The following is an 18392-nucleotide window of genomic DNA, read 5'->3' as shown; positions in this document are numbered from 1 at the left end:
ACTGAATCGAATTAACGATTGGTATGATCTCACGTGCTTTAAACCAATAAATCACGTGAGACTATCTACCCGAAACTATGCTTTCGAGAACAAGTGCCCAGACAAGCTACGCGTTTTGAGCCGCTAAGTGCATTTTCTTCGCGTGACGAATCTTCTTCTCTTCGGCAACTGCAACGAACAATAGCAATATAATACAAATAGCTGCTGAGGTATCGAGTGCAGCGAACGTTCCTTTCCAGCCTGTTAAGCCGAAAATAGGTGTTCCGTCCGCAATCATACCTAAGCCAAGTTTTGCGAAACTGTCACCTATTAGGTAAGCAAACGTGCCTTTCACACCATCCGCAACGCTGATTGCTTTCTTAGGTACGAAACCTACCGCAGCAACACCAATCAGTAACTGAGGACCAAACACTAGGAAGCCCAGCACAAACAGTGATGCTAAGTACATGAACTCACTCGTTGCGTGTTGGTAGAACTCGAGAGAAACGATAATCAGACCAAGCGACACACAAGCAACCAAAGCACGACGTCCGTTCGCAAGATCAGATAGATAACCCCACATTAGCGTGCCGACCAGAGCACCAACCTCAAACAGCGTGAAACCTGAAATCGCGGTTTCTTTTGATAGACCTAGCTCTTGATACGCATAAACGGTAGACCATTGATCGATACCGATACGAACAATGTATAAGAAGATATTCGCGAAGCAGAGCAGCCAAATCACTTTGTTTTTAAGGATGTATTCAACAAAGATCTCTTTTTTCGTCATCTGATTTTCTTCAGCAGCCGTGTCTTCTTCGCTGACTTCTTCATCAAACAACTCTTCAACCGTACCTAGGCCGTATGCTTCTGGTGAGTCATTACCAAAGCGCATACCAATAAAACCAACCACAATCGCGATGATTGATGGGAATACGAACATACCGATCACGTTGCCATCAAATAGGTAGTTAGCACCAAACAAAGCAACACCAGCAGCACCTGCTCCACCCACATTGTGTGACATATTCCAAAGGCCTAAATAAGAACCACGCTTGTTACGAGGTGTCCATTTAGTGATGGTTGAGTAACTTGAAGGTCCACCCGTACTTTGGAAGAAACCACTCAACGCATAGAAAGCCACCATCAAGAATAAACTCGCGCTGCCGCCGCCCATACTGAAGCTGAAGCCCAACATGGCAATACCAGAAAGAACAAGCATGAATGGCAAGAACTGCTTGGTGTTTTTACCGTCGGCATAATAGGAAACAACCGTCTTACCGATACCGTAAGTAATTGAGAAACCCAAACCGATAAGACCAAGATCCGTCATCGATAAACCGTAAGTAGAAATCATGTCGTTTTGCGCGACATTGAAGTTCTTACGGATCAAATACATGGTTAGATAACCGATGAACACCACTAGGTAAGATTGTAGGAAGGGCTTGAACCACATTTTTCTTCTGGTTTCGACCGGAAGATCCAGTGTCGGTTTTCTAACCTGATCTAGGAACTTTAGCATTGTAAACTCTCTTATTATTGATGAGGTTTGCACGGCATATTGCAGACCATGCACTCTTTGCAATTTGATAATTGAAATAATAAGGAGTCTAAAAAGCGACCACATGAGAGAGGGTCTTAGAATAACTAGGAAAAATTCTTAGTTCAGAATAAGGCATCATGAAAACGTGAAGAGTATCACTTTGTTTAAAATGTGTTATATCGTGAGGAAGATTTGGATATAAGCCATCATTCAAGCCATGCTCGATCCCTTCTGAGCAACCAAAGACCTATTTCATAGAAATGTTTAGTAGAAGTCTAATGTGGCAAATGAAAGCCACATTAGACCCGCTTTCCAGTTTCAAAACCTAAGCCATTGAGGCTTCGATTTAGTTGTTCTTAGGAACATCCAGATGATTGAGCAACGAAGGATAACCCCAACCTTTCTCACCTTCGACCACTGCCTCTCCGGTTAAATATTCAAAAAGCGTCGGCGCTAACGAGCCATTGGCTTGGATTTTTAATGGTTGTGAGTTTTCACCAATTGGCGTACCCCAGAAACCGATGAATGCGTCTTTCTCTAGGTAGTCTTCACCAGCATGACGACCCGGTACCTTGGTGTTGTAACCAATTCCAGCTTTCGGGAACAGGTTAACCGTTCCAGCTCTATCTTCAAGGTAGATATTGGCTAGTTGATTGACAGAGTCTGGTCGAGGAGTCAGTTGGGTTAACTCTGTCCACTGCGCACTGCTACACCAGGTTGTGAGATCTTCCTTGATTGCGCGGTTTATGCACTTTTCCACTAACTTGGAATAATGAGAAAAGTCAGCCTTGCTTGGTGCCGCTAAATACGGATTGAGCGTTTGGGTGTTGAGTAAAATTGGAGGTCGATTGGCATCCAAAGATTCGTAGAAAAGCTTGTCACCTTCGCGTGTAATCAATTCATCAACTCGTTTTAAGTCGCGATTACCTATTACACGAACTGCGCAACTTTGCGGGTCACAAGCACTCTCTCTGACCACCATGTAATCGAGGCTTTCCGGCAAGCGCTGCGTTATCTGAGCTATCACATCAATACTCTCATCTTTCGGCGCTGCAAGTGGCGTCCATTGTTTGAGTTCTTGATAGATGGGCTGCGCCTGCCAGCCTTGGCTTGAGTTAAAGAAGTCCATCATAAAGTTGCCACCAGCAGTCGAGGCCACAACAACATCAATGTCCTTCGAGCTCGGATAGCTTAGAGCATTGGTAATTTTAGGCCCCTCACCTTCGTCTGATGATATTTTCTTAACTACTATTGGGTAATCCAGATCCGCTTGTAACCCTTCAAATACTTGCTTCTCAGGGTTAAGCGCGTAAAACACTGGCGTTAATCCATGATCACCTGCCATACCCCATAGAGTTTTATCGTAAACACCTGCGCTACGATAAGTCGCTTCAATTTGACGAATCCAATAATCTAATCGGTTTAGCTCGCCGGTCGGCATTAAGATCTCGTCACTAAAAGGCCCCGTGAAGTGTGCAAAGTGATCCGGCCATGGGTTATAAACCAAGGTGTAGTCCGGCATCCCTTTTCCATCGAGTTCAGCGTACTGAGTGATGGCCTGCTTCACCTGAACTTTCTTTGAATATTTGGTGAAGAAATCAAAGCCAGATATAGACTGATACGCTTCAATATCTTTAATCAAGGCTGCACGCTTTTCTCGTAGAGTCACTTCAACTTCAGAACGCTCTTTCAGTTCTTTAACGCAGCGTTTCTCACCATAATCACGTAACGACTCCCCCAAACCTAAATTCACTAGGCCGTCATAAGTCGTGTGCGCATTCCAGTCATATTGAGCGTTACAGTTCAGCGTTTTAAGATAATCAAGACGATCAAACATGGTTTGCACTTTGTTGTCTGCCATCAATACATCCAACTGTAACGCATCATTACCGAAGAAGTAATACGCTCGGTCAATCTCTCTATCAACAAAATGGAAGTTGGGAATGCCAGTACCACCTTGTCCCGACACCTTTGCGCCAGTCTTAATTATTGGCAGGTTACGTACGCTGATCGTCGGAGTTGAAGATATGCCGACTCGACTAATATTGTCACGATGCTCTTGATAGAGCTTTTTGAAGAAAGGTAGATAGTACGGATCGCGGTAAGTTTGTTCAGATAAAACTTCCATGAACCGCACCTGTTGTTGATGCTCAGGTTCAATCACCTCCTCAGCTTGAGGCTTGTACTGCGCTCGATTCTTATGATTCTGATAAGCGATCGAGATGAAAGGCGTACTCTCATCGACTAAACCTTCAATTAAACCTTGTTGTAGACCATCAACAGTCACTTGAACCGCAAAGCGCTTGTTCTGTTGAGAGTCTAAAAATTGAATGAGCTGCTCTGGCTTTTCACTAAATGCTTGTTGCATCCAATCATCGAGCGCTTCTGCTCGCTCTTCTTTAAACACAAATTGTCGGTAGGCTTTAAGTAAGTTTAAGCGCACGAAATCAATGAGTGTGATGGTAAGGGCTTGCGCTTTATTGTTCGGCTTATCAGCGTTTTCAGGCTTGCCATCTTCTGCGATCGCAAGCATTGCTGATTTGATATCACCTTCATCCATTCCGGATGCTGCTTTGCCTATTAGATCGACAATGATCGGTTGAATCTGAGCGATGATCACTAAATCTTCAGGGCTATTGGTTAAGTAGGTGTAACTCTCTGGGAGGGTCTCCATGTCTTGCCAAACACCAATTTCAAACAGCGCATCGTAGATAGCGACCATATTGGCAATGAAGTGTTCATCGATACGAATGCCTTCATGGTGACCAGTTGCTTTAGTCGAGGTATCTGGCTCTTTATGTTCTGATACTGGCTCGTCACCGACATAATAGAGGCTATGTTCAAAGCCTTTTAATACCTCATCATCATAGACTGTCGACAGGTACGCTTTGAATACATCTTCACTGCCCAAACCTGAATAACGGTCATAGTAACTATAGAGAAAATAGCCCAAAGGAATTGAGTAAGTTGGGTTAGATAATTGAGCAATCACTCGTGCTTTCGTTTTCGCATCTAAAGGCAGTGCTAGAATATACGCATCTAAGGTTACGCCGCCGATGGTAAACAGTGCCGCATCGCGAGTTAGTGTGGCCGAGTAGCTCAGGCTTGAAAGCACCTGATTTTTCAACACCTCGCTAGAACTGAATACGCCACCAATAACAGGCGTTGTCGAGATATCAGCGAAACTGGGCGCTGACACAACAGCCAGCGAAAGAGAACTGAGTAAACTGGCACAACCACGAGCTTGAGAATAGAAACTCATCAAATATCCTTTAGTTCAATGTGTTTTTATAAATATAAATTATTGTTCCAGTTTACTTTAATTACTAAAAATATGTGTAGTTATGCCTATAAAAGTATTTGAATTTTCATCGCAAGATATGACTCTTCTCGTAATGTTTGAAACACTTCGCAACAAATAAAACACTGTTCATAATTATCTCCTGACATTGCATTGATAAAGTCTGATGCTCTTTATTTGTACACATTTTAAGGCCAAACTTATGAACTCGTTTACTAAAGCTTCGCTGACTGCAGCTATCAGTCTTCCACTACTTGCTGGGTGTGTGACACCGGGCGAAGATGATCCAAATGCAAGTACCAAGCAGGGTGCTGTGGGTGGTGCATTACTTGGATTAACACTTGGCGCATTAACAGGTGAAGCGGATTTAGCGGTTCAAGGAGCGATGGTTGGCGGACTAGCCGGTGGTGTCGCAGGTGCGAGTAACGATATTCAGAACAATCGTGAAAACATCCGTCACGACAGCCGTAACGAGGCCATTGCACAAACGGGTGGCACGCAAGCAGTAAGCCCAGCGAGCACTGAAACAACTCAACAAAACTGGCAAGAGCTTAATAACTTCATTGGCGAGTGGAGCGTGACCATTCGTAACCATGTTGATACCAACAGCAATATCGACAGCCTTCAAGCAACGGGTAATCTAGCGAGTATCAGCCAAGCCAACATCAATATTAGAAATCAGCAGGGCGTTGAGCTATCTGCACAGTTTTCCTATACGGCAGAACAAGGTTACCAACTGGATGTCATGAACGACGCGACTGACGTAACGGTTAACTTCGCAGGTGAACATCAACCACAAGCGAATCGCTACAACTTCTACCCAACCAACATTCAGGACATCATTTACCAAGACGTGAACAGTGCTGATGTTCGCCTAGAACTAGCGATGGTGAGTGACAAGCTATGGATTATCGACAGTTACGCGTACATCGATGGATCTGAGAAGAAGCTACAATCTATCCGCTTCAATAAAGCGAGCTAATAGAGTGACATAACAAATCCAGCACAACCACTTCGCTCAACATTGCTATAAATATTGAGCAATGGTTTAGTGCTGGCTTTGAACATGGTGCCCTATTTTTGGCAGCAAAGGCTATATCACTTATTTTGTGTAGCTAGTGCTGCAAAGAATAGGGATAAAAAACCTTACAAACGCTTACCGCTGCCGTCTTCCCACATCACTTCACACTCTTCTTTGATAGCTGCTTTTAGCAACTCTACCAATGGAAATGCACGGCTACCAATATTCACTGGCGCTTCAACAACTTCATCTTCGTTATCGTCGTCTGCATCATTCTGATCTACTGGTTGCTTTTGTTCGATCTCAAGCGCAGAACGTAAATTATTTAGAGCTTGAGGCACCTCTGAAGCATCAATGGCTCCAGGGATAGTGCCACTATGTCCAAGCATTTGGATGAACTGAAGGCCGATCTCGCCAAACATGGTGACGCTAGCGTGAGCCTTGCAACTAAACGTAATTAACATAATAAGCCTCTATCAAATTCGATTGTCTACAAACTATGTTGAGTAAATCATTGGAAAGCAAGTACATAATCATCAAAGAACGGCTATCAAGCTAATCATTTGCGACAACTTCCTACAAGAAATCTGCACCGTCGGTGATATACATCACTATTAATAATGTCTTAATTAGTCTTTCATATGAAACCTTGATAGTAGTCACACTAAATAGGTATCTAAGTCTCTGCGTAGCTTGTTATTTAATCTACTATTAATACCATCATCAAAATTAGTGGCACAAATCACATGAACAGGCTGGTCGGTAGACACCTAGAAGAAATGGCGGACATTCGATCCACCCGAAAACAGAAAATTGTCTACTCCTTTTCACTGACTGCCGCGGCACTATTTATTTTCTACACGTGGGCTTATTTTCAGGGCCAGCATTACACACTGTCCGTTTTTGAACTGTGTTTTGCGATTATCGCTATCTCTAATGCCTTTTACGTCAGAAAGGTTATCAACCCTGACTACTCAGAACTGATTCTAAGTGGTGTACTGCTCGTTCAAGGCGTCATCCTATTCTTATATAGCCACGCCATTCCCGATCGAATCCTTTGGCTCTACCCTATTTTGGCGGCGGTGATTTTTATCAACGACTTCCGAATAGGCATTATCTTTAGCACCTCATTTTGTCTGTTTATCAGCACGCTGATTACTGCGTTGCCCAACAATTTCTCTCTGCCTTTTAATAGCACTCATCGCTTTGTTCTTAGCCTATTTACCATGAGTTTGGTGTGTCATACCTCGGCTTATTACTACACAAAAGCAGTGAGCTATATTCAACGTTTGTACAAAGAAGGCATTGAAGATTTAGCCTACCGAGACCAACTCACAGGGTTAGCAAACCGTTGGAGCTTTGAACGCTGGGCTGTAGAGAAACTTGCGACAGTCGATAGTAAGCGATCACTTACCGCACTGGTCTTTCTAGACATCGATGACTTTAAAGCCATTAACGATAGTTATGGGCACGATGTGGGCGACAGCGTCTTACAACATTTTGCCAATCGCTTGAGCAACAACATTCGAACCCGAGATAGAAAGAGTCACGAATACGATTATTCAATTGCACGCTTTGCCGGGGATGAGTTCGTTCTGATGCTCTACGATATTCCAACTCGAAAAGACCTCGACGGTATTCTCGATAGAATATGTGGGTTATTTGAGAGCGGTTGCCAAACAAACGAAAGAATAAAAGAACTGACACTCAGTGTTGGTGTGTCTTTGTACCCACAAGATGCGACAGAATTGCATGAGTTAACAAGATGTGCAGACAAAGCCATGTACGTGGCCAAGCATTCTGGGAAGAACCGGTATGCCTATTATCACGACAACCCAGTATCGACATTGATAGAAGAATTACCGACGAATCTGCCTTGTTCAGAATCGGGGTCTTCTGAACTTGAAGAGTGTCTTGAAACGAAAGTAGAAGGGAACAATGTAACGCTGTTAAAAACACGTCAACGTTAGCCTGCCATATACATGACCCAAAGGCTTACCAGCCCAATCACAATAATCCATACAACCTGTCGAGTACGGTCTGGGTTAATACGCTTGGTCCTAGCAACTGGCTTAAAGGCGACTTGTTTTGCCGAATGCATAAAAGCCGCTTCCACCTCACGCTTTTTTCCCCGTCGCTTAACGGCGTTATTCGCGACTTCAGTAAAACGCTGACCTTGCTCCGTTGTAAAATCATTATCAAAGCCCATTCGACCGTGCCTTTCGCCATGTTTTTGTTGTACTGCCATAGCGGCCTCCTTGGCGATCTCATCTATATTGAGTATAGACTTAATTTCATATTGTTACCTGTTCAAGATTTTCGAATAAGTCACTCAACGTTGTGCCATCTTCTTTTCAAATCAAATTCCATAAACTAGCCCTATTCAAGTTTACGAGGGTTTCAATATGTCGAATGTAAGAACCGTAGAGCATGTAATTTCAGCGCATGCCACCTCAGATGGTGATGGCGTCAAAATCCAAAGAGTCGCTGGTTTCAATAACGCGCGTTTCTCTCCATTTTTGATGATTGATGAACTCAAATCGGACGAAAGCAAAGACTATGTTGGCGGCTTTCCTCCTCATCCTCACCGTGGAATCGAGACGCTCACTTACATGCTCCAAGGTCACTTCCAGCACAAAGACCACATGGGAAATGTCGGAGAACTTCGCAGCGGCGGCGCACAATGGATGGCTGCAGGTCGTGGTGTCATTCACAGTGAGATGCCAATGATGGAAGAAGGTGCGCTACACGGTTTTCAGATTTGGATAAACCAGCCATCTGCACACAAAATGCAGCCTGCGCAGTACCATGACTTCCAAAGTGAAAGTATTACTGAACATCAAAGTGAAAAAGGCGGTTTGTTACGAGTGATTGCCGGTGGATTTGAGCTACATAACCAAGCTGACTCAGAAACTTCGCGAGCACAAGGTCCACTACAAAAGACAGGCGTGCCATTAAGCGTCGCGGACTGGCGAGCTCATTCAGGCCAAGAAGTTTCTTTGGAAACTGATGCGACTCACAATGCCATGACTTACGTGTACAGAGGCAGCATTCAGATCGATGGTAAAGTCATCAACCAAGGTCAACTTGCGTTACTGACCAAAGCTGAACTACTTTCTTTGAGTAGCATAGAAGATTCAGGTGTGTTGATTTTTGCTGGACAACCGATTGATGAGCCTGTTGTGCATTATGGTCCGTTTGTCATGAACTCGATGGAAGAGATTGAACAGACTATTCAGGACTACAACAACGGCGTTTTTGAGACTTATTAATGCTCGTGCTTTGAGCTTTGGTGAGCTTAGAAAAGAGTACTGAAGAGGCTTAACAACGAATTTTGGTCGTCCATTTGATGACTGTAAAAACAAGTGACACTATCCACTGCCGGTTACTATCACTTATTTAACCACGCTCCTAGAGCGTGGTTTTTTCTTATTGAGCAGAAGCTAATTTAAGGCTTCTTATAGGTACTCACACAAGTAAGCTGTTGCTTCTTTTACTTGCAGGTCGAAAGAAGAATCGCCCGCAACGTCAAAAGACTCACCAGATTGGTATGTTGTCCAATCGTCATCGCTAACACGCTTTACAATCAGAGCGCCTTTAACCACGGTCATCTTTTCAGGAGCAGCAGTACCGAATGTGTATTCACCCGCCGCCATCACACCAACACTCACATCAGCACCAGACTGGTTAAACGCTAATGACTTAACGCCACCTTCAAAGTATGTGTTTTCTTTAATCATTGTACTTCCTTGTTATCTTCAAATTGCAGTTATTGGGCTCAACGAATAAGCCTATGCGTAAATTTAGGTGATAATTGTTTTAACCAATTCACGGCTTTCCCACAAGAAATAAATACGCATAGCTTAAGCATTTCGACAATTGAGATGCATTGATTGAACAAATACCACTAGAGAAACTGAAAATTATCCAAAGCAACCCATTTATCTAGAACATTCGATCCTGCTTCTAACTCTTATAACAATCTTTGCAAACTAAGATTTTAATTTATAGACTTAAGAACGGTACATGTGAGGAAATGAAGAGATAATGGCAAAAAAGCCCACTAAAAGCAGAGATCTATTTGCCAACTCGCTACTTTACAGCTTCCTATTAGCTGGTTTTATGATTGCCCTCACCGCAGGCTATTTTGCTTATCAAGCCCACCAACAATCTGTCAGTCCAAGCAATGTCCATGGCACATGGATAGAAATTGGTGCTCCCCCTTACAAAACCGATATTCTGACTCTTTCAGACAATGGCGTGATGATGAACCATCGCTTCATCAGTACTTCGTTTGATTTTGATGGCAAGATCGTCACGATCAACACAGGTTCTGGACCAACGGTTTACACTATTAGTGGTACCTACGATTCACCTCGCTTAAAGCGATTGGTACCGAGTACACCCTCTCAGCAGTTCATCAAAGAAGGTTATGAAGATACCGCAACCGGTGACACTCACAGCATCATGCAGCAACGACGCGCTTCACTGGCAGAGCAATTCAAAAGATAGCCATCACCCTCTAATAGCTCTCGATACGCTTTAAGCACGTTCTCAACACCCTTTAAATACCTTACCTAACGTTCAATACTTTGTGATGCCGCTTCAAGGTTGCGATATTTTCATATGGTTTGTCGCACCTTTACATAACTTCATGTCGTGTAATTTCACTTATGAGATTTTCCTACTGAATGATGTTTTATTTTATAAAACATGGACTCAGCCTCTCACTCATTAAGCAACAAAATTGTAACAAGATACAATTTTTTAGTTGTCCATCGAAAACGGATTTATTTTCAGTTATGAAATTAAAACTCTCTCGAATACTGACGAGGAAGCTCCTTCAAAACTGACTGGAGCCGCTTATGGGGCCATTTGGTTCTCGTAACCTTCAAGGAATGAGAGAAATAGTATGATTCGTATAAATACCTGTGCTGCAAGCATTGCTCTAGCGCTATCTGGTACAGCGTTAGCTGCTCCGACAGCACCTAGCATCGACATGTACGGTTCCAACAACCTGCAATTTTCAAAAATCGAACTCGCGATGGAAACCACCTCTGGCTACAACCAGATGGTTAAATATCACGACAAAGCAAAAGTCGACGTTAAGTTCAACCAATGGAGCGGAACGTCAGGAAACACGTACAACATCTACTTTGATGGCGTTAAAGTCGCCACGGGCCCAATCACTGGCAGCCAAACCACGGCCTCATTCGAATACGGCCAAGGCGGCTTGTTCGATATGGAAATTGAAGCGTGTGACGAAACAGGTTGTAGCAAAAGCGCACCCACTAAAATCACGATTGCCGATACCGATGGCGCACACTTAGCGCCACTTGCGATGAATGTGGATCCGAACAACAAGTCATACAACACAGATCCAAACACGGTAGTAGGTACTTACTTTGTTGAATGGGGTATTTATGGTCGTGACTACACGGTAGATAACCTACCCGCTGACAACTTGACCCACATCCTTTACGGCTTCATCCCAATTTGTGGTCCTAACGAATCAGTAAAATCGGTAGGTGGAAACAGCTACAACGCCCTCATGACAGCTTGTCAGGGTGTGAATGATTACGAAGTAGTGATTCATGACCCATGGGCTGCTTTCCAGAAGAGTTTCCCTCAAGCAGGCCACGAATACAGCTCACCGATCAAGGGTAACTACGCAATGATGATGGCGCTAAAACAGCGTAATCCTGATTTGAAGATCATCCCATCGATTGGTGGTTGGACACTGTCTGACCCATTCTTCGATTTCACAACCAAAGCAAACCGTGACACCTTTGTCGCATCGGTTAAGAAATTCCTTAACACATGGAAATTCTACGACGGTGTGGATATCGACTGGGAATTCCCTGGCGGCGGCGGTGCTGCACCAGATCTAGGTGACCCAGTAAACGATGGCCCTGCTTACATTGCACTGATGGCAGAACTACGCGTGATGCTAGATGAGCTAGAAGCTGAAAATGGTCGTACTTACGAACTCACATCAGCGATCGGTGTTGGTCACGATAAAATTGAAGACGTGGACTACGGCGATGCTATCCAATACATGGATTACATCTTCGCAATGACTTACGACTTCTACGGCGGGTGGAACAACGTGTTGGGTCACCAAACAGCATTGAACTGCGGTAACTTCATGCGCCCTGGTCAATGTGATGGCACAGGACTTGATGAAAACGGCGAACCATACACAGGCCCTGCTTACACCACAGACAACGGCATTCAACTGCTTCTTGAGCAAGGTGTTCCAGCTAACAAACTTGTTGTTGGTACAGCGATGTACGGTCGTGGTTGGGAAGGCGTATTACCATCATCACTTTCAGATCCTAGCGACCCTATGACAGGGGTTGGTAACGGCAAACTGAAGGGTAGCTCTGCACAAGGCGTCTGGGAAGATGGCGTTATCGACTATAAAGGCATTAAGGCGAACATGCTTGGTGCGAACAACCAAGGTATTAATGGCTTCGAATACGGCTACGACGAAATGGCAGAAGCACCTTACGTTTGGAACCGCACTTCAGGTCAGCTGATCACATTTGATGATGACCGCTCTGTAAAAGCAAAAGGCGCGTACGTTCGTAGTCTTGGTCTTGCAGGTCTATTCTCTTGGGAAATTGATGCAGATAACGGTGATATCCTGAATGCAATGCATGAAGGCCTAGCAGGTGGCACCACCGATCCTGTAAACCGCAAACCAACTGCAGCAGCAGGTGCCGACCAATCCGTTGAAGGCCCAGCTTCTGTTTCTTTGGATGGCAGTGCTTCAAAAGACAGCGACGGCACAATCGCTAGTTACGCTTGGTCACAAGTGAGCGGTCCAGCCGTAACACTGGTTAATGCCAATGCAGCGGTTGCAAGCTTCGATGTTGTTGAAGTCGCACAGCAAGAGACTCTAACATTCAGCCTAACCGTAACAGACAACGAAGGCGCAACGTCAACAGACACGGTTGTTGTAACGGTAACCCCTAAAGACACAGGCCCAGTCAACACAGCTCCGGTAGCAGTGGTTACGGCTCCGGCTGAAGTCAATGCAGGTGACGTTGTTGTGGTTGATGCGTCAGCGTCTAGCGATGCGGATCAAGACACATTAACCTTCACGTGGGATGTACCAGCAGGTATCAACGCAACAGTCCAAGGCGCTTCGGTAAGCTTTGTCGCGGCTGAATACGCGCAAGACACGGTACTGAACTTCTCTGTAACAGTGAGTGATGGTACCGATACATCAGTCGCGGCTACTTCAGTGAAAGTTCTTAAGAAAACCACAGGTGGTGGCACGTGTACTAACGCTTGGGATTCAAGTGCAGTCTACACTGGTGGCGACCAAGTAACTCAAGGCGGTAAGGTTTGGGAAGCGAAATGGTGGACAACAGGTGAAGATCCAACAACGACAGGCCAATGGGGTGTGTGGAAAGAGATCGGCCCAGCAAACTGTGCTAACTAAGGACAAGGTTAGCTAAAGCCAACTAAAAGCAAAGGCCAACCAGAGAATATCTGGTTGGCCTTTTTAGTATTTGTTGTCTTAACCTGCGTTCGACTTGTTTGATTAGTTAAACCTAACCAATCAAGTTATCAAAGCTCTCGAATACTTGCGGGCACTTCATCACTCGACCGTGGCCTTGGCCTTGAGTAGCAATCAAGGTAACGCGTTCCATCTCATTGGCTGCACGCTGAGACACATCAAACTTAGTAAACTTGTCTTTCTCGTCATGAACAATGATTGTTTGAGACTCACGAAGCGCTAGCTTGCCATAAGGATCGACTGACTGAATTGGGTAGTTAAATTGCTCTTCCACTTCACCAACTACCGCCTCAAAAAGCTTCATTGAGTAACCAGAACGAGCCACGCTACCAAATAGGTTTTCGAGGTAATCCAGTACTGGAGCGATCAGCAACAACGGTTTATTTTCCAACTTAACATGCTTACATTCCAACGCAGAAGCCGTACCCATACTATGACCGACTAAACCTGCCACTTCGCCAACCGAATCTAGAACCGCTTCCAAGCCATTCACAAATGCAGGGATATGACCATGAACACCATCACTGCCACCATGAGCTGGATGATCATAAGCCAGAGCCGTAAAGCCTTTCGCTGCGATATGTTCCATCAAAGGAAAGAACTGACTCGCGGTGCCAGACCAACCATGAGTTAGCACCCAAACAGGACCAGTACCTAGAGAGTAAGTTTTTAGCACGCCATCACGGCCTTTGATTTCACTCTTGATCAGCCCTTGTGGATCGGCATTTTTTTGCTCGGTACGCATTGGGGTAAGCAATAACTTACGCGCTGTTTTCTTTGCATGGCTCGGCGCTAGAATGTAATGCAGGTTAGTTGTTGCACCAATCAGACTGCGCTTGAAGCTGAATTTGTTCGATGTATTAAAGTAAATTTTGTCACTCATGACCGTTCCTTGTATCGCCATCTTGATTGGCGGATCGAGCTCGGCCCTAAAAATCGAACGACCGTGCTATTTGTTGGTATAAAAAATGGAGCAAAGCTGTGTATCACTGCTTGCCGCCACTTCTTTTAAAATTATTAGACCTTACATCAGCAAAGCTCACATGCTTTGCGAGTTAAACCGCTTTCCAGCTGGCGATTAAGCGCTCTACACCGCTCCAAAAATGCGTGTGGCTCGCTTGTTGGCCTCGCAATGAATAGAACAAGTTTGCGCTCAGATAGAGACCGTATAACTCAAAAGTGGCCTGTTTCGGATCTAAGTCGGCTCTGAACTGCTTGCTCTCAACCGCTTTTGCTACCTGAATCGTTAAGTAGTCAATCCAAACCGAAATGGTTTTCTGCAGCGCTTTCTGAATTACAGACGTTTCACTGCCTGCATCTTTCCAAGCATCAATAAACATGCAGCTACCTTGGAACGAATGGTTCCAGCCCAGCCAATTGTCGAGCAGCTGTTTCAATTTCGCTTCGATATCACCATCTCCCAGCTCTCTTGCGGGAATAATGACTCTTTCGGTGAATATGGCGTTGGAATACTCGAGTACAGAGAGTTGTAGATTCTCTTTAGAGTTGAAGTGCGCAAACAAGCCACTCTTAGACATGCCACACTGCTTGGCTAACTCGCCAATGGTCAAACTCTCAAGTCCATTCTCACTCGCAAGCGCGAATGCATGGCTCAAAATATACTCTTTAGTTATCTTTCCCTTGCTCATTATTCACCAATAATAAATCTGATACGTTATTTTTAGCACGTTCGTTCTTTTTTTCAAGATTTTTTACGTAACCCTTGCTATTCATTTTGTCTTATCAAAGAACTGTGGAAAAATGCGACAGTATTCAAAGGAAATTGAAATCGACTAACAAAGGAAAAAGAATGAACACACTTTGGGAACAGTTTGCGTTTTCGGCGTCAGTAACAGGCCCTATCTGTTTAATGCTGTTTCTTGGTGTGATGCTCAAGCGAATTGGCTTAATCAATGACAACTTCATTGATGTCGCATCCAAGGTGGTGTTTCAAGTCACTCTACCCGCGATGTTGTTTCTCAGCATTGTCCAGTCTAACCACGATTTTGCCGCAAGTGGAAAGCTCGTCATCTTTGGCTTGTTAGCCAACCTAGCCTTCTTCGTGTTCACCACTGTCAGCACTAAAATGGCTTTTAAAAAGCCTCAAGACCAAGGTGTGATAGTGCAAGGTGGCTTTCGCGCCAACACTGCTATTATCGGGCTTGCTTATGTTGCCAATATATACGGTAACGATGGTGTCGCACTCGCTGCTCTTTATGTCGCCTCCTTGACGGTTCTTTATAATATTCAGGCTGTTATCGCGCTCACTCCAAAGGGACAAGAGTCGGGTGACAAAGCCATTCAAGTCATCGTTAAAACACTCACCAAAAACCCTTTGATTATCTCGATCGCCTTAGGTGTATTGTTCTACTTACTGTCGATTCCAGTACCGAAAATGGTGACCGATGCAGGGCAATATTTCGCTAATATGACATTACCGTTAGCCCTTTTGTGCACGGGAGGGTCGCTTGATATACGCTCTCTGAAAAAAGATAAGGGTCCAACTTGGTTCTCGACTGGATACAAACTGGTTTTGGCTCCGCTGCTGATCACGCTAGCTGCCCTGTTCTTCGGTTTTAGAGGATTAGATCTTGGTCTTATCTTCTTGATGAGCGCCGCACCGACCGCTGCGGCGAGCTATGTTATGGCACGTGCGATGGGCGGTAATTCAACATTGGCTGCTAATATTATCGCGCTCACCACTGTCGTTTCACTAATCACTTGTACGCTTGGTATTTTCGTACTTACTGCAATGGATTTAATATAGCTGCGACAGGCTTCAAAGAATCAATACAAGCCTTAAAACAAAGCTCGCAACCCTTGATTTAGCGCTAACTGGTTCAATAAAAAGGCTGTTAGATTCTACGAAAATTTTCTTAGAGATCTGATATGTCTTCCGTTCAACATACGCCTTCACAACGCATCGCCAGTATTGAGTTGGGTCGAGTGATTGCTATCTTGGCGATCATTGGCTTACATGGCCAAATGGCACTTACTTATTGGCAAATCGATGAAGTGCCTTGGATTGGCTATGTGCTTAACCAAACCGCTCGCTTCGCTGTGCCTCTTTTCTTCCTTATCTCAGGATATCTGATTCAACCTAAGCTGACCGCATCGCCTTGGACAACCGTGGTCAACTACTCTAAGCCACTACTCAAGGTTTGGTTGGTTTGGAGCATCATTTGTCTAGTAATGCCATTCAACCTCGCGAAGGTGGAAGAGTTCGGTTACTTAGGCGAACGCCAAGGCTATTGGGGCTTTTTAATGAACACTCCGCTCAACTCTTTCTTAGAGGGTGGATTGGTTCACTTGTGGTTTATTCCTGCGCTGGTATGTGCCGTTTTGATCATCGCTCTAATGGTCGAAATGAAACTCGACAAACTGCTATTACCAACAGCTATTGTACTTTACGTCTATGGTGTTTTAGCGGGCAGCTACGCGAGCTTAACCGACCTAAGCGCTCCATTTTTCACGCGTAACGGTCCGTTCTTTAGCACGTTAATGGTGACCTTAGGTTTCCTCATTCGTCAGAATCAATGGAAAGTGTCATCAACTAAAGTATTGGTATTATTAGCGTTAGGCATGTTGATTCACTTTACTGAGGCGGCATGGTTAACCACGTTCGACGTCGGATTCAATATGAATGATTTCTTGTTTGGTACGGCACTATGGGGAATGGGCGTGTTTATGTGGCTTTTGGCTAATCCAAACATCGGCGACTACGCGTGGGTCCGCGCGATCTCGAATCGTATGTTAGGCATCTACGTTTGCCATTTGCTGATCATTATCGTGCTGTTCAATGTCTGTGGAGTGTTGGGTATCACTGAGTTAGCAAAAGACGTGACCGTATTCTTTGGCACTGCATTGTTAAGCTTCGGGTTAGTTGTTGGGATCGAAAAAACACCATTAAGACACGTGCTACTTCGTTAGCACCAAAAAATGGCGCAAAGAACTTTCTCGGTTTAACTAGCAACAAAAAAGAAAGGCAAGATAACTTAATATCTTGCCTTTCTTTCATCATATTGGAGCTGAGATTATCTCACTCGTGAGGTGTTATAAGAACGCCATCGCGCCTTTACCTACCCCTTCATAAGCCACGATTTGTAATGACTGGTTTTCTGCCAAGCTTGGAGCTACTTGCTCCGCAATATAACCTGCCAGCAATTCCACCGTGGTATCGGTTGGTAAGATCTCCGTTTCACTTTTAGCAATCGCTAGCTCAAACTCACCTTGTGGCGCCGTGTAGCGGAAGCCATAGTGACTTTCATCATTAGCACTTTGCGCGTGTTCGCTCAGGTTAAGTGATGAAACCGAAACTTGGTCTTCTTTAGAACCTAAGTAGATATCTTCCCAGCGCTGAGCAAACGCCTGCTCGCGCTGTTCGTCACGTTGACCATCAACCAAAATTTCGACAGGAGAACGGTGACCATGCGCGATGCGCTGACAGTTGCCATCGTGCTTTTTCAAGCCATGTGTATAGTGGTAGAACGCGCCATTAATGTTTTCATGGCGAAGGGTAATCTCTAACCCTGTGACGTTACTTGGAAGGTTGTCGCGAAGAATGTCATAAACGTGCGCGGTCACACTCTCGATGGTGATCGCTTCAGCATCAATCAGGCAGTAGGCTTCATCAGGGCAGTGCAGATGCAGGCTCTTGTCACCACGCAGCACGTCTACCTTAGAGTAACCTACTTTGCTTGCTTGATGCACGATTGCAGCGTTTTTCATTGGCAGCAGTAAGCGGTGGTCAACATGTTGATCAACCAGCTGTTTGATCTGCTTTTTGACTCGGCTAAAGTCTAGCACCATGCTCATTTCGTTCAGTTCACCAGACATGGTGACATCTAAAATCCAACTATCTCCTACGACCCCTCTGTGTTCACAGATGTATGAAGAATCGATAACGGTAAGGTCTCTTACAAATAGGTTCAAGTGGAACTCCTTAGTGCTTTAATGAGATACGGGAGGCTGAATAATGTTCAGCAGGCACTTCGTCTCATTGATGTCTGATAAAATA

General features: G+C 44.6%; 15 protein-coding genes. 7 read left to right on the top strand and 8 right to left on the bottom strand.

The genetic code is table 11. From position 1 onward, the window contains the following. Positions 1-106 precede the first annotated feature (106 nt). Positions 107-1501, bottom strand: a complete 1395-nt coding sequence (gene uhpT, locus L1D37_RS12770; RefSeq protein ID WP_239848120.1) for a hexose-6-phosphate:phosphate antiporter — start codon at positions 1499-1501, stop codon at positions 107-109. Between the two features lie 367 nt (positions 1502-1868). Further along, positions 1869-4784, bottom strand: coding sequence for an alkaline phosphatase family protein (locus L1D37_RS12765; RefSeq protein ID WP_239848119.1), 2916 nt, complete (start codon positions 4782-4784; stop codon positions 1869-1871). A 241-nt stretch (positions 4785-5025) separates the two neighbouring features. Between L1D37_RS12765 and L1D37_RS12760 the strand changes: the two genes are divergently transcribed. Then, positions 5026-5805 (top strand): hypothetical protein, encoded by a 780-nt coding sequence (locus L1D37_RS12760; protein ID WP_239848118.1) that lies wholly within the window; start codon positions 5026-5028, stop codon positions 5803-5805. A 164-nt stretch (positions 5806-5969) separates the two neighbouring features. On the opposite strand, the gene L1D37_RS12755 is transcribed toward L1D37_RS12760, so the two are convergent. Further along, positions 5970-6308 (bottom strand): DUF1840 domain-containing protein, encoded by a 339-nt coding sequence (locus tag L1D37_RS12755; protein ID WP_239848117.1) that lies wholly within the window; start codon positions 6306-6308, stop codon positions 5970-5972. Between the two features lie 315 nt (positions 6309-6623). On the opposite strand from L1D37_RS12755, the gene L1D37_RS12750 reads away from it, so the two are divergent. Further along, on the top strand, positions 6624-7814 hold the full coding sequence (locus L1D37_RS12750) for a GGDEF domain-containing protein (RefSeq protein ID WP_239848159.1): 1191 nt from the start codon (positions 6624-6626) through the stop codon (positions 7812-7814). Here L1D37_RS12750 and L1D37_RS12745 read toward each other — a convergent pair. After that, positions 7811-8092 (bottom strand): hypothetical protein, encoded by a 282-nt coding sequence (locus L1D37_RS12745; protein WP_239848116.1) that lies wholly within the window; start codon positions 8090-8092, stop codon positions 7811-7813. The genes L1D37_RS12750 and L1D37_RS12745 overlap by 4 nt on opposite strands. Positions 8093-8249: 157 nt before the next feature. On the opposite strand from L1D37_RS12745, the gene L1D37_RS12740 reads away from it, so the two are divergent. Then, on the top strand, positions 8250-9116 hold the full coding sequence (locus L1D37_RS12740; protein ID WP_239848115.1) for a pirin family protein: 867 nt from the start codon (positions 8250-8252) through the stop codon (positions 9114-9116). A 186-nt stretch (positions 9117-9302) separates the two neighbouring features. On the opposite strand, the gene L1D37_RS12735 is transcribed toward L1D37_RS12740, so the two are convergent. After that, entirely contained in the window at positions 9303-9584 is a 282-nt protein-coding gene (locus tag L1D37_RS12735; RefSeq protein ID WP_239848114.1) for a pyrimidine/purine nucleoside phosphorylase, read from the bottom strand. A gap of 307 nt (positions 9585-9891) precedes the next feature. Between L1D37_RS12735 and L1D37_RS12730 the strand changes: the two genes are divergently transcribed. Together L1D37_RS12730 and L1D37_RS12725 are read left to right on the top strand one after the other, a co-directional pair. Further along, entirely contained in the window at positions 9892-10356 is a 465-nt protein-coding gene (locus L1D37_RS12730; RefSeq protein WP_176678989.1) for a DUF2850 domain-containing protein, read from the top strand. A 400-nt stretch (positions 10357-10756) separates the two neighbouring features. Then, on the top strand, positions 10757-13297 hold the full coding sequence (locus tag L1D37_RS12725; RefSeq protein ID WP_239848113.1) for a glycosyl hydrolase family 18 protein: 2541 nt from the start codon (positions 10757-10759) through the stop codon (positions 13295-13297). Positions 13298-13409: 112 nt separating this feature from the next. Here the strand turns inward: L1D37_RS12725 and L1D37_RS12720 are convergent, their stop codons facing one another. Beyond that, the gene (locus L1D37_RS12720; RefSeq protein WP_239848112.1) at positions 13410-14258 is read right to left on the bottom strand and encodes an alpha/beta hydrolase; all 849 of its coding nucleotides are present in this window, start codon (positions 14256-14258) and stop codon (positions 13410-13412) included. A 172-nt stretch (positions 14259-14430) separates the two neighbouring features. Next, positions 14431-15024, bottom strand: a complete 594-nt coding sequence (locus tag L1D37_RS12715) for a TetR/AcrR family transcriptional regulator (protein WP_008216752.1) — start codon at positions 15022-15024, stop codon at positions 14431-14433. 161 nt (positions 15025-15185) lie between these two features. Here L1D37_RS12715 and L1D37_RS12710 point away from each other — a divergent pair, with 161 nt between their 5' ends. Continuing rightward, the gene (locus L1D37_RS12710; protein ID WP_239848111.1) at positions 15186-16142 is read left to right on the top strand and encodes an AEC family transporter; all 957 of its coding nucleotides are present in this window, start codon (positions 15186-15188) and stop codon (positions 16140-16142) included. A 122-nt stretch (positions 16143-16264) separates the two neighbouring features. After that, positions 16265-17305, top strand: coding sequence for an acyltransferase family protein (locus tag L1D37_RS12705; protein ID WP_239848110.1), 1041 nt, complete (start codon positions 16265-16267; stop codon positions 17303-17305). Between the two features lie 123 nt (positions 17306-17428). On the opposite strand, the gene L1D37_RS12700 is transcribed toward L1D37_RS12705, so the two are convergent. Then, positions 17429-18307 carry a 6-carboxytetrahydropterin synthase gene (locus tag L1D37_RS12700; RefSeq protein WP_239848109.1) on the bottom strand — a complete coding sequence of 293 codons (879 nt, stop codon included), beginning with the start codon at positions 18305-18307 and terminating at the stop codon, positions 17429-17431. Positions 18308-18392: the final 85 nt, after the last annotated feature.

The sequence above is a fragment of the Vibrio sp. Isolate33 genome (assembly GCF_022397895.1).
Lineage (GTDB): Bacteria > Pseudomonadota > Gammaproteobacteria > Enterobacterales > Vibrionaceae > Vibrio > Vibrio pomeroyi.
Note: the sequence above shows the minus strand (reverse complement) of the source record. Positions and strands in the feature narration are given on the sequence as shown.

Excerpts from the sequence above, each read along its gene's own strand:
- L1D37_RS12705 (WP_239848110.1), top strand. The coding sequence starts at position 16,265 with ATGTCTTCCGTTCAACATACGCCTTCACAACGCATCGCCAGTATTGAG.
- L1D37_RS12750 (WP_239848159.1), top strand. The coding sequence starts at position 6,624 with ATGGCGGACATTCGATCCACCCGAAAACAGAAAATTGTCTACTCCTTT.
- L1D37_RS12710 (WP_239848111.1), top strand. The coding sequence starts at position 15,186 with ATGAACACACTTTGGGAACAGTTTGCGTTTTCGGCGTCAGTAACAGGC.
- L1D37_RS12715 (WP_008216752.1), bottom strand. The coding sequence starts at position 15,024 with ATGAGCAAGGGAAAGATAACTAAAGAGTATATTTTGAGCCATGCATTC.
- L1D37_RS12755 (WP_239848117.1), bottom strand. The coding sequence starts at position 6,308 with ATGTTAATTACGTTTAGTTGCAAGGCTCACGCTAGCGTCACCATGTTT.
- L1D37_RS12720 (WP_239848112.1), bottom strand. The coding sequence starts at position 14,258 with ATGAGTGACAAAATTTACTTTAATACATCGAACAAATTCAGCTTCAAG.
- L1D37_RS12740 (WP_239848115.1), top strand. The coding sequence starts at position 8,250 with ATGTCGAATGTAAGAACCGTAGAGCATGTAATTTCAGCGCATGCCACC.
- L1D37_RS12735 (WP_239848114.1), bottom strand. The coding sequence starts at position 9,584 with ATGATTAAAGAAAACACATACTTTGAAGGTGGCGTTAAGTCATTAGCG.
- L1D37_RS12725 (WP_239848113.1), top strand. The coding sequence starts at position 10,757 with ATGATTCGTATAAATACCTGTGCTGCAAGCATTGCTCTAGCGCTATCT.
- L1D37_RS12745 (WP_239848116.1), bottom strand. The coding sequence starts at position 8,092 with ATGGCAGTACAACAAAAACATGGCGAAAGGCACGGTCGAATGGGCTTT.
- L1D37_RS12760 (WP_239848118.1), top strand. The coding sequence starts at position 5,026 with ATGAACTCGTTTACTAAAGCTTCGCTGACTGCAGCTATCAGTCTTCCA.
- L1D37_RS12765 (WP_239848119.1), bottom strand. The coding sequence starts at position 4,784 with ATGAGTTTCTATTCTCAAGCTCGTGGTTGTGCCAGTTTACTCAGTTCT.
- L1D37_RS12730 (WP_176678989.1), top strand. The coding sequence starts at position 9,892 with ATGGCAAAAAAGCCCACTAAAAGCAGAGATCTATTTGCCAACTCGCTA.
- uhpT (WP_239848120.1), bottom strand. The coding sequence starts at position 1,501 with ATGCTAAAGTTCCTAGATCAGGTTAGAAAACCGACACTGGATCTTCCG.